The sequence below is a fragment of the Pedobacter sp. B4-66 genome (assembly GCF_018492665.1).
Lineage (GTDB): Bacteria > Bacteroidota > Bacteroidia > Sphingobacteriales > Sphingobacteriaceae > Pedobacter.
In genome coordinates this window covers 13,171-25,509 of record NZ_JAFVME010000005.1, presented here as the reverse complement: position 1 = coordinate 25,509, position 12,339 = coordinate 13,171, and the positions used below count along the sequence as shown (strand labels likewise).

The following is a 12,339-nucleotide window of genomic DNA, read 5'->3' as shown; positions in this document are numbered from 1 at the left end:
TGTTTAATTAAACAATCTCAGGTTCTTCAACTACAACAGTTCCCAGTAAGGTTGCCGAAGTACAACGATCTACATGTACATTAACATATTGACCTGCCGTAACCCCTTCTGTTGCTGGGAAAACTACCATTGCATTCTGATCATTTCTTCCACAGAAATCTTTATCTGATTTCTTAGAAGTTCCCTCTACTAAAATCCTAACAGTTTTACCAACAAATTGTTGCAAACGATATAAAGAAGTTTCTTGTTGTTTTAACAGGATTTCACTTAATCTGCGTTTTTTTACCTCTTCAGGAATATCATCTTCAAATTTACGCGCTGCAAGAGTTCCTGGGCGCTCAGAATAGCTAAAGGTAAATGCGAAATCATATTTGACATAATCCATAATACTAAGCGTTTCCTGGTGCTCTTCTTCCGTTTCCGTGCAAAAGCCAGCAATGATATCAGATGAAATCGCGCAATCAGGAATAATATTCCTAATGGCATCAATTCTGTTAATGTACCATTCTCTTGTGTAAGTACGATTCATTAACTCCAATACTCTGCTACTTCCTGATTGAACAGGTAAGTGGATGTAATTGCAGATATTATCGTGTTTAGCAATAGTATATAAAACTTCGTCAGTAATGTCTTTAGGGTGTGAGGTAGAGAAACGAATTCTCAATTCAGGGCTAATCAAGGCAACCTTTTCAAGTAACTGAGCAAAGTTAACCTCGATCTCCGCGCTTTCTTCAACGTCAGTACCTTTCCATTTGTAAGAATCTACATTCTGACCAAGTAAAGTAACTTCTTTATAGCCACGATCAAATAGATCTTGAGCCTCAGCCATAATCGAATGCGGATCTCTGCTGCGTTCGCGACCCCTAGTAAAAGGCACTACACAAAAAGAACACATATTATCACAACCACGCATAATAGAAATAAACGCGGTAATGCCATTGCCGTTTAATCTAACAGGACTAATGTCTGCGTAAGTCTCTTCACGTGATAGTAATACGTTGATGGCTTTATGACCACTTTCTACTTCACTTAGTAGCTGCGGCAATTCACGGTATGCATCCGGGCCAACCACTACATCAACCAATTTTTCTTCTTCAAGAAATTTAGATTTCAAGCGTTCAGCCATACAGCCTAAAACACCTACGATAAGTTTAGGGTTTCTACGCTTTTCCACACCAAATTGTGATAGACGATTACGAACTCTTTGCTCCGCGTTTTCACGAATAGAGCAAGTGTTTATAAACACTACATCGGCTTCCTTATAGTCACCGGTAGTTTCAAATCCCTGATCTAATAATATAGATGCAACAATTTCGCTATCCGCAAAATTCATTTGGCAACCATAACTTTCGATATACAGTTTGCGGCCATTGCGCACCAAGGGTGCATCAACAATTAAGGCCTCGCCCTGGCGCTCTTCATCATGTTTCTTATCTGTCAACTGTAAATCAATCATAAATGGTCAATTGTTTTATGGGCTTCAAAAATACGTAATTTAATTTACAAATGACAAATTGGCAGAATGCTAAATGAATATTTTGTGACAATAGCCAACTCTATTTTTCATTATGGCCTTGATATTGCAGGTTAGACTATATATGGCGACTAAAAAATATGGAAAATACAAATTATTAAAATGGCTGGGAGGTATTGTTGCCGTCCTGATTCTTGTCGTTGGAAGCACGGCTTTATATTTTAGTGCAAAATGGAAACCGCTTCTTACTGAAAAGATAAAAGATGGCGTTTACAAGGGCTCTCAGAAACTTTATAGAATTGATTTTAGAGATATTCGCCTTAACCTCATAACCGGTAGCGCCGTGTTAGATAGCGTTACATTAACGCCTGATACGGCTGTTTTTAATCAGTTAAAAGAGCTTAAACTTGCTCCGACTAATCTATTTCAAATAAAACTGGCACGTCTTCAATTAAGTCGGATAGGCGTGCTTACTGCCTACTTTAAGAAACGAATAACCATGAATTCCATTATTATGGAGCAACCTTCCATTAATGTGATCCATTATAAGGTTCTTAAAAAAACTGATACAGTTGCAGATAAAGGTAGTTTGTATGATCAAATCTCTAAATCGCTAAAGTCTATTCATGTAAAAACTATTAAAATAATAGATGCCGATTTTGACTATATTAATGGAGCTACTTTAAAACCAATAAATTCTGTAAAGCATTTAAACATCAATGTGAATGACCTACTTGTCGATTCTCTGTCTCAGTTTGATACCACTCGTTTTTATTACACTAAGGATATCAATTTTGAATTGACAGGTTATCGGTCTACGGGTAAAGATAAAATGTACGCGATTAAGATAGATACTGTAGCAGGTTCTGTAAGAAATAAAGCTATTCGTATAAAGGGCTTACAAATGATTCCTCTTTACCCGGATTTAACATTTACCAGAAAGTATAAATATGGAAAAGACCGATATGATTTAAAGTTTAATGAGATCGCTTTTAATGGAGTAGATTTTACTAAATTAAGTTCTGAAGGTAATTTATATGCAAGGAACCTGAGTATAGGTCCTGCAAAAGCAGGTATTTTTGTAAATAGAGAATTACCTGCTCCACCTAATTTAGATAAGGCTCAAAACTTCCCTCATATAGCGCTCAAAAGACTACCTATTCAGACAATTATTGATAGTGTTAAGTTGTCTAATATCGATGTTGCTTATACAGAGTATAATCCGATCGCCCAAAAAAGAGGGACAGTATATTTTCAGAATCTTAGCGGAAATATTCTCAACATAACTAACGACTCCCTTCAGTTAGTAAAGGACAATCATGCCATTGCTAAATTAACGGCCTTGGTAATGAAAACAAGCCGTATAGATATTACCTTAAACTTTAATTTAACAGATAAAAATGCTGCTTTTAGCTATAAGGGAAATGTAGGTCCAATGGATATGGTGGCTTTAAACCCTATGGTAAAAAACATGGGCTTAGTTGAAATTGAAAGCGGACAAATGCAGGGAACTGATTTCGATATCCAAGCTAATGTGAAAGGGGCTTCAGGCGTAGTTCATTTCTATTATAAAAACCTTAAGATAAAGCTTCTTAAAGAGGGTGAAAATGGAGGCATCGGTCAAAAGAAAGGGTTCTTGTCCTTCTTAGCAAATAGTCTGCTAATTGAAGATGCTAATCCGAGTAAAGGGGCCGCTCCTCGAAAAGCTAGAGTTATATTTGAAAGAACGCCCGCCGCTTCATTTTTTAATTTATTGTGGAAAGGTGTTTTTATAGGCATGCGCGAAACAGTTGGATTAGGAGTTGTGCCAGTAAAAACACCTGAAGAAGCAATGGAGAAAATAAAGGATAAAAAACAAGAGAGACGTGAAAAAAGAGAAGCAAGAAGAAAAGAACGCGCAGAAAGAAAAAAGGCCGATTTATAGTGTCTGATTAATAAAATCGTATATTAGGTTAAACCACTAAGGCCTATGATCAAAAAAGTCCGAAAGAGTTACAATACACTTAAATGGGTTTCCGGGATCATGCTCTTTTTTATTTTATTGCTGGTTGTGGCATCCAGACACCTAAGTTCAAAATTTCAGCCTATAATTAAAGCGCAAGTTAGAGACCTGGTTTTAAATTCAACGGACAGTTTGTATAGTATAGAATTCTCCGATGTCAGCACTAATTTTATTACAGGAAGAGCTTCATTATCTGATGTTAAAATTACACCGGATACCAATATCCTAAAGAAGATGGTTGGCCTAAAACATGCACCAAATAACATCTACTATATACAGCTAAAAGAGCTTGCTATTAAAAACTTCCATCCTTTTGATTTGCTACGATATAAGAAAGTAAAAGTTGATCTCCTTTTGTTTGACAATCCGAACATTGTAATGGTAAATAAACAGCTGCCATTTAATGAACTCAAAAAAACATTTTCCGATAAATCTCCTTACGATTACATTTCTAAATTTGTAACGGAGCTTAAAGTAAAAACCATCGACCTTAAAAATATAAGCTTTAAATATGTTAATAAAAATTCCGAGATTCCAGAGGTAGATTCTATTAAGAATCTTAATGTCACATTAAAAAGCTGGCTGATTGATAAAAACTCGGTCAGAGATACCAGTCGGTTTTATCTGCTTAAGGATGTGGCTATAAATTTAAATAATTACACCTTCGCAACCCCTGATAGTTTGTATCACATCAATCTTAATCAACTTGATTTTGTGGCATCATCTGGCAAGCTGAACATTAAAAGTTTTAGTGTTGTTCCTCGTTATGATGAAATGGGTTTTGGAAAGACTGTCGGTTATTCAAAAGATAGGTTTGATATCCAAATGAGTAATATTAGCCTGGAAGGCATAAACTTACCTTTGTATGTACGTAAGCAGGAATTGTATGCTACCGAGATGAATATAAGCAATGGTTCCATTTCTGTTTTTAACAATAATGAGCTACCTAAAAGAACCGAAATTAAGACAGGGAAGTATCCTCATCAACTATTACAAAAAGTTAATGGGTTGTTAACGGTTAAGCAACTTAATCTAAGTAATATAGATTTAACTTATGCTGAGTTTGATAGAGGTAGTAAGCAAAAGGGGAGAATCACTTTCGAAAACACTTCGGGAAGTATAACCAACATCACCAACTCCGAAAAAATTAAAGACAAGAACCCTTTTATGTTTGCCAAACTAACCAGTTATATGATGGGGCAGGGTAAATTAGATGTGAATTTCAAATTTAATCTTACGGCTAAAGATGGTGCCTTTTCTTATTCAGGAGCTTTAGACGGCATGGATGGAAGGGTGCTGAACAGAATTACCAGACCATTAGGGATGGTGGAAGTTAAAAGTGGCCATGTGAAAAAGCTCGAGTTTAGCATTGATGCCAATGAAAGCATTGCAACCGGTAAAGTCAAATTTGCTTTTAATGATCTTTCCGTAGCACTGCTCAAAAAAGAAGCAGGGCAAGATCATTTAGTTAGGCAAGGGCTAATGTCTTTTTTAGCAAATGCGATGATTATTAATTCTGATAACCCCAAAGCAGATGGCGTACTAATAGCAGCCCCAATAAAATTTGAAAGGGAAAAAACTGCATCCTTCTTTAGTTTTATTTGGAAAACACTGTTTCAGGGGATAAAATATAGTGTTGGTGTAACACCTGAAAAGGAAAAAAAGATACGGGAGCAAATCGCAAAATTTGAGAAGATCAAAGCGGATAGAGAAAAGCGCAGACTTATCAGGCAAAAACGGAAGGCGATTAGAGAAAAGCATAGGCTATGATTTGTTAATTATTGTCGCCCAGAAATTAAAATCCGAGCGACAATAAATCTACTATCAATTTACTTTTAATAATTTACCCGCCAGGTCTTCCCACCTGTAATATTGAAACGTTTTGTTATCGCTCATTGCTACAAAAATGCCGTGCTTAAAGTCATCGTTAAGTGGCTTTGAGTAAATGTCAGAACCATCACTTTGATTGGTTGAAACCTTAATACTTGTGATCATTGGATGGTTATTAGGGCTCTTATCACCTTCGCGGCTAAACACCTGAAAATGATTTGCTGACTGGTCAGATACTAATATATAGCCTGTACTATCCGATGTTTTATAGATACTGATTCCCTCATTATCTTCTGTAAAGCCCTCTTTTGCAAAAAGAGCAAGCTCTTCGTTTCCTTTAGCCGGATCTGCATAATATTTGCGAACGCCAAATTGCTCATCTGAGTAATAGATATATCCTAACTCATTATCTACAGCAACAGCTTCGATCTCTTTTTTTCCGCTGTACTTTCCGAATTTCCTTTTTAGTGTAGCCTTAAGTTTTCCTGAACCATCGTCCTCAAGTAAGTACTGCCATAAGTAGGAACCATCCTTTGGCCCTGTCTTTCTACCGGTAACAGCATAAATCTGCCCCTGCGGATTAGTATACAAAGCAATGCCCATTAGGTCACGATACATTTCTCCTGTTTCACCTTCAAACACAGCTAGCCCCCCATTGTCTATTGGTTTCATATCAGGTAAAGAAAACACCCGTAGTTTGTGAGTCATTCGTTCCGTAGTTACAGCAATGTCAATTTTTTTGCCACCTAGTATCAGACCATAGGCAATGTCTACATTGTTGGGTCTTTTTAATCCTTTTACAGTTTTATCCTTAATGATCTTTCCTTTGAGGTCGAAAACATATAGTCCCCCATTCTCATCTTTATCCGTACCAATCACCAATGATTTGGAAGGATCTTCAGGGTTAACCCATATTGCAGGATCATCAGAATCAAATTGTACAGGTTCAGTAACATATAAAGGTTTTACCGCTTCAGTAGTATCATGTTTTTGTTGGGTACAGGCAATGTTCAACAACATAAGTATTGTCGAAAATGTAGTAATCAGGTTAAATTTATTCATTGGTATTGATTTAATATTTTTCTTATTCTTTGCTCTCGATTTTTAAATTAGTTTGTGCCAAATGCACCAATGTAACTAGACGGCTCAGGTGATTTATAAGTGATTCCATTCAAAACCAATCCTGAAGCATAGTGTCTGCTAAAACCTGCTGTCCCTTTTCCAAGGGCTGGAGAGCCAGACTTCAAATGAAAGTCCCATGAGGTATTAAAAGCTGAATTGTCAACAGGAGTATTTAGCGGGTAGTTTGAGAACATAGGATCATTGTCGCCAGCTGTTTTACTGATGACATCATTAGTGCCCGCAATGATTTCTTTTGTCGGTTGAAACTGATCAACAGTGGTCTGATTAAATCCATAATAGTAATTATTCCCAAATACAGATCTGTCATCCTCTGGCTTTTTGGTATCTCTCTTAATTCCAAAACGCGTATTCGCAAACATATTGTTATAAACACTTACACGTACTGTTGCCTCTACCCAGATTGATCCTCCCTTTGCAGTAGGGCGTCGCCATCCGGTATTTACCATGGTGTTGTTATAAACCACAATGTAAGCCTGTGGCGTACGATCGCCGCTATTTGATAATTTTAAAGCATTGGTATTTGTACTGTAAACTAAATTATAGGCTACATCTGCCAAACAACCAGATTTTAAGTTGATGGCCTCGCCACCAGTAACTCCTGTAGTGTAAAAGGAATTGTTTGCAAATATGACTTTCCCTCCGTCTATGTAAGTGCAATCTTCCTGTAGGTTTCTGAAAATACTATTTGTTACCACCAATTTGCCATTTACATTCGAAAACCAAAGTGCCGGTAAGTTTTCCCCCGCTACTGCCTTGTATAAATGTTGTTTAACAGAAGTTGAAGCATCAGAAGTTGTGGCACCGGCATATTCTATTATGGTATGGTCAAGTAATAATTCTTCACAGCTTGGTGCAGCAAGAATACCTCCCCAAAGTCTGCCAAACTTTTTCGCTTCAGTTCTAAATTCCTCAGCTACTGTGAATTTTATAGGAAGAGCGGCAGTACCTTGTGCATATAGATTTCCCTTTACAATAATCTCCGGCTTTGCAATGGTATCCATTATGATCGTAACTCCCTCTTCAATGGTTAGAGATTTACCTTCTGGAATAATAATATCGCCTTTAATGAATTGCGTACTTCCTTTTAGCCAGATTCCAGAAACATCACCTACAACGGTTCCATTCCCAGTATCAGGATCGACATCAATATTGGCCTTTTTGCATCCGGTAAAGATTGAGGTTGCTATGACCAGGTAGATAAACAAATATTTTACTTTCATTTTTTTTCTCTTTTATGATGAATAAGATTGATTTATAATTTATAGCGCAAGCCTAGCAAATATGTTTGCTCATAATAATCATTGCGGATCAGTGTTTTACCATCAAACTGATTGCCTGTGTCTGCATTTGCAGGGTTAATACCCTTAATAAATAGCTTAGAGGGTGTGTTTAACAAGTTCCCGGCTTTTATGAATATGCTAATGCTTTTCTTGAATTTTTTCTCAGCAGATGCGTCCATTTGAATAAAGCCTTTTTGCCAAAGGTCATTGTCCAGAAATTGCGATACCGTATTAATTCGCGGGCCAGTATAGGATCCTGAAACTTGTGCATCCCATCCACTTTTACTGTTTTTATAGATTAGGGAAAGATTGGCAATGTGTTCAGATTGTCCGTAAAGTGGGCGCGATTGCATCACTGTGATTTTTTTGGAATCGTTAGTTTCCGGATCTATAGTTAATAGATCTTTTGGTGTTGTAATTCTGGAATGCGTATAGGTATAGTTGGCCTTTATTCCGAACTGGTTTATAAATTTGATGTAGTCAATTTCCAAACCATAATTTCTTGCCGTTCCGAAATTGCCGGGTAAATAATAGGTATCCTGCGGACGGGTTGGGTCTGCCTGGAAGCTATATTCTATAGGGTTTTTAATAGCCTTATAGAATGTTCCAACTAGTAATTGATCACTACTGTTTGGAAATAATTCATAGCGCAAATCGAAGTTGTCGGCAATGGCGCGCTTAAGGTCTGGATCTCCTTTTTCTTTGTAGTCATCCTGAACCACACCTCCTGGAATAAGCTCATAAAATCCCGGACGGTTTAAAGAACGGAAATAGGACGCTCTTAATTGTTGTTTTCCATTCAGCTTATACTTCACATTTAAAGACGGAAGAAAGTCTGTATAAACCTGATTACCCTTCGGGCGAAGTTCTCCGGCAGGGAAAAGCATCGTGTAACCTTGATCGGTATGTTCAATACGTAATCCGCCGACTACCTCAATGTCATCTTTGCTGATGTTAAACATTCCATAACCGGCAGCTAGTTTTTCTGAGGCATCATAAGTGAGTGGATTATTTACAGCTCCACCCGGAGTTTGAACTGTCCAGTCTATTTCAGTATAATTATTAAAATCAATACCGTATTGAGCAGCAGTATTTACTGGAGTTAAGGTGTAATTGTTAAAGAAACTGCTACGTTGTTTATCACGGTATAATCCCCCGGCAGAGAACTCTACTTTTAGTCCTCCAACAGGAACTTTATAGCTGATGTCAAGATATCCGGCCTTGTCTTCATCTGTGTTACGTTCCCAACGATGGGTAGTCCCGTTTGTTTTTGCAACAGTACGGTTATCCATAAAGTTCTCACGTTTTCCGCTTAAGGTGATGGTGGTATTATCCGGCACTTCATTTTTAGCAGACGAATAAACGGCCGACCAGGATAGCTTTAATTTATCAGGAATGATCTGATGTTCTCCATGCAGTGTGCTATTGTAAATCTGTTGCTCCGTTACGCGTGATCGTGTAGCATATTCCAACTGTGCTTTTCCTGCTATGGGATCATAACCGGTAGAAAAATCTGTAGATTTCTCATCTCTAACCTGGATGCTATTCAGATCTACATAAGCATTGTAAAGACTTAGTTTATTGTTCTCATTAAATGCGTAATCTAACTTGCCATGAAAACCATAACGTTTCTGCTGTTCTGAATATTGGCGCTCATTCATGCTTGTGATCGTTGCAAATTTGTTTGATGCATTGGCTGCAGATGAGCGGTAGAAAGTGCCATCACTACCACGATAAGTGTTCTGGTAGCTTCCTGCAAGGATTATCCCAAGCTTATTGTCAAGAAAACGTTGCCCTATAGATAATCCCCCTACAACATTAGGAGAGGGGTGGCTCGATTTATAATCTGCAGTACCTTTTGGAAAGTCTGCCTGGGTAGCTTTGTAGTTTTTTCCGTTAATCTCATAAGGAGATTTAGGATGAACTGACGAAGCATCAAAAGTAGTGAAATCACGATCTATAAACAACTGACTATAGCCCCCTGCAAGATTTGCATTGATCTGTAGTTTTTGCGGTGCATCTTTCATTACCATGTTTACCACACCACCTATGGCATCGCTCTCTAGGTTTGGGGTTAAGGTTTTATATACTTCCAATCTGTCCAGAAGTTCTGATGGGAAAATATCCAAAGGCACATAGCGGTATTTATTATCTGGACTAGGTATTTTTATTCCATTAACCAGAGTGTAGTTGTACCTTTTATCCATTCCTCTAAGAATAGCGTATTGTCCATCACCACTATTGCTCCTTTCAACTGAAACTCCTGATACACGTTGAATAACATTCGCAACAGTTAAATCAGGAGAGATCTCCATTGCTTTGCCAGATACGACATTAATTAGTTGGGTAGATTTCTGCTCAATACGTCTTGCAGTTTTTTCTGCAGAGCCATCATTTTTTGCTGAAATAACTACCTCGCTTAATTCTTTCTCCTTCGTTTCGGAAAGGTAGATTTTGATGGTTGGATTATCTTCTTTAAGTATTGTAATCTGTTTAGATAATACTTTGTACATGATGTACGATACTTTTAAAGTGAAGTTTCCGGCGGGTGGGTGTTTGATCTCAAACGAGCCATCCAATCCTGTTAATACTGCCTTGTCAGTATTTTCCAGATATACTGACGCGCCTACTAAAGCTTCACCTGTTTTCTGATCAAAAACATAGCCTTTTAAACTGGTTGCACTGGCTGTGGCAACACCCATTAATAAGCAAAAAAGAACTTGTAAAATTGACTTCATTTTCCTGATAATTTGTTTGTTGTGGTTGTGTTTTTAAACTATGATGCAAATGTGTCAATCAAGGAATGAGGTTTTATATTTGATGCGTGTACAAAATGTATACAGCGTTACAAGTGCTGTATACAGAACGGATACAACGTGAACATAATGTGTTTAAGTTATTGTTGTTTAGGTGTTTGTGTGTAACTAAAGTCGCCATTATCATTCAGTTAGCGTTATGTTAACAGTTTGTTAAGCCCTGGGAGGTGCTGGTTTTGTTAGAGTGTTTGTATAAAAGAACTAAGATTTTCTCCTTGAGGGATGTTCAGTTTTTTACGCAGACGGTAACGCGAAACACGTAAGCTATCCTGAGAAATTCCAAAAATAACGGCCATATCTTTCGAACTGACATTCATCTTTATAAGAGCTACTAAACGGATGTCGTTTGCTGTTAAATCATCGCTGTGGCTTTTCAGATTATCAAAAAAGACCTGATGAATTTGTTCAAATAGAGCAGAGAATTCTTTCCAATGCCTGTCATGATTAATGTTTTGATTTATTTTCATCATGATCTGCTGGAGTTGTCTTTTCTGATCTCTTTTTTCGTCCTTTATCATAGCGGAGATTTCCTCTTTTAACTCATCCAGAAACTGATTGCTTTGAATTACATGAAGTGTATTGTTGGTTAATTCCTTGCTTTTAAGTTCAAGTTCAGCTTTTATTGCGTTCTTCTGTATTTCATAAAGCATATTATTTTGCTCATTAAGCTTCTGTTCATTTCGGAGCTTTAGGCGCTGTCGGCTAATGATACTTATCCCTAGTAGAACCAATAATAATATGATCATTACAATAGCAATGATGATATATTGATTTGCCTTTCTTTCATTCTCAAACCTTACAATAGCATCGTCCTTTTGTTGCATTTCAAATAAGGTTTGCAGTAAGGCCAATTGTTTGTTATTGTCAGCTGTATAGATTTTCAGGAAAATATTACGGCCAAGCTCGCTGTAATGATAGGCGCTATCATATTTTTTAATCAGATCAAATGTTTTTGATAAATCTCTGTAGGCGCTACTAAGCTGATATTGGTCATTCATAACTAAGGCCATATGTTCAGCCTTGCGGGTATAAGTCATTGCTTCAGCATACCTCCCTGTTTTTCTGTAAACATCACCAATGTTATTTACGATTTCTATTTGGGCAAGATCATTTGCTACGGCTTCATTTAATTTTAATGATAATGAATAGTATTTGAGGGCAGAATCAAGATGGAGCTTGTCTTCATAAATGCTACCCAAGTTTTCATAAATCTTTGCTATACCGGTTTGGTTCTTTTCTTTCTTGTAAGTAGTAAGAGCTAATTGCTGATATTTCATAGCGCTTTCATACTTGCTACTTTTCTCATAGGTTTGGCCAATAAGGCCATAACACTCTGCTATGCCTACCCCGTTATCTATCTTTTTGAAGATATTTAAAGCTTCTTGAAATTTAGCCAGTGCGGTTTTATATTGTCTGCTGTAGTAATATGTTTCCCCTATTTTGTTGAGGTTTTCAGCCAGATTCGCTTGATCTTTCTGGTTTCTGAATATGCGATCTGCTTTGTAGTAATAATTTACAGCTTGAGAATAGGCTGCCTGGTGATAGAATATCTCTCCAAAATATTGATAGTATTTTGCAGCAGCCATTAGATCATTTTGCTTTAATGCAATATTTAATCGCGCCTTTATATTTATAAAAGCTGAATTGGGGTCTTTCTTAATCAGTGTATTTATATCACCTTTTGTGGCTGTCTGATTGTAAACTCCAAAAACAGGTAATGAAAAACTAAGCAGAATTAAACCAATCGTAATACTATTTAAAGTAAGTTTCTTCACCTGTTAAAAGTAAACTTAC

The 12,339-nt window shown here is 37.1% G+C and carries 7 protein-coding genes; 2 read left to right on the top strand and 5 right to left on the bottom strand.

All coding sequences use genetic code 11. The features are described 5' to 3' along the window. Positions 1–7 precede the first annotated feature (7 nt). Positions 8–1,456, bottom strand: a complete 1,449-nt coding sequence (gene miaB, locus J1905_RS09475; RefSeq protein WP_214227054.1) for a tRNA (N6-isopentenyl adenosine(37)-C2)-methylthiotransferase MiaB — start codon at positions 1,454–1,456, stop codon at positions 8–10. Positions 1,457–1,598: 142 nt separating this feature from the next. Here miaB and J1905_RS09470 point away from each other — a divergent pair, with 142 nt between their 5' ends. Together J1905_RS09470 and J1905_RS09465 are read left to right on the top strand one after the other, a co-directional pair. Next, entirely contained in the window at positions 1,599–3,398 is a 1,800-nt protein-coding gene (locus J1905_RS09470) for an AsmA family protein (protein ID WP_214227053.1), read from the top strand. Positions 3,399–3,443: 45 nt separating this feature from the next. Next, entirely contained in the window at positions 3,444–5,246 is a 1,803-nt protein-coding gene (locus J1905_RS09465) for a hypothetical protein (protein WP_214227052.1), read from the top strand. A 54-nt stretch (positions 5,247–5,300) separates the two neighbouring features. On the opposite strand, the gene J1905_RS09460 is transcribed toward J1905_RS09465, so the two are convergent. The 4 genes from J1905_RS09460 to J1905_RS09445 form a co-directional block, all read right to left on the bottom strand. Next, positions 5,301–6,368 carry a phytase gene (locus J1905_RS09460; RefSeq protein WP_214227051.1) on the bottom strand — a complete coding sequence of 356 codons (1,068 nt, stop codon included), beginning with the start codon at positions 6,366–6,368 and terminating at the stop codon, positions 5,301–5,303. Between the two features lie 47 nt (positions 6,369–6,415). Continuing rightward, positions 6,416–7,669, bottom strand: coding sequence for a right-handed parallel beta-helix repeat-containing protein (locus tag J1905_RS09455; protein WP_214227050.1), 1,254 nt, complete (start codon positions 7,667–7,669; stop codon positions 6,416–6,418). A gap of 32 nt (positions 7,670–7,701) precedes the next feature. Continuing rightward, on the bottom strand, positions 7,702–10,467 hold the full coding sequence (locus J1905_RS09450; RefSeq protein WP_214227049.1) for a TonB-dependent receptor: 2,766 nt from the start codon (positions 10,465–10,467) through the stop codon (positions 7,702–7,704). A 257-nt stretch (positions 10,468–10,724) separates the two neighbouring features. Further along, positions 10,725–12,320: a tetratricopeptide repeat protein gene (locus J1905_RS09445; RefSeq protein ID WP_214227048.1), complete on the bottom strand. Its 1,596-nt coding sequence runs from the start codon at positions 12,318–12,320 to the stop codon at positions 10,725–10,727. Positions 12,321–12,339 lie beyond the last annotated feature (19 nt).

What these genes read in the sequence shown, in the direction of transcription:
- miaB (WP_214227054.1), bottom strand. Translation starts at nt 1,456, where the DNA reads ATGATTGATTTACAGTTGACAGATAAGAAACATGATGAAGAGCGCCAG.
- J1905_RS09470 (WP_214227053.1), top strand. Translation starts at nt 1,599, where the DNA reads ATGGCGACTAAAAAATATGGAAAATACAAATTATTAAAATGGCTGGGA.
- J1905_RS09465 (WP_214227052.1), top strand. Translation starts at nt 3,444, where the DNA reads ATGATCAAAAAAGTCCGAAAGAGTTACAATACACTTAAATGGGTTTCC.
- J1905_RS09460 (WP_214227051.1), bottom strand. Translation starts at nt 6,368, where the DNA reads ATGAATAAATTTAACCTGATTACTACATTTTCGACAATACTTATGTTG.
- J1905_RS09455 (WP_214227050.1), bottom strand. Translation starts at nt 7,669, where the DNA reads ATGAAAGTAAAATATTTGTTTATCTACCTGGTCATAGCAACCTCAATC.
- J1905_RS09450 (WP_214227049.1), bottom strand. Translation starts at nt 10,467, where the DNA reads ATGAAGTCAATTTTACAAGTTCTTTTTTGCTTATTAATGGGTGTTGCC.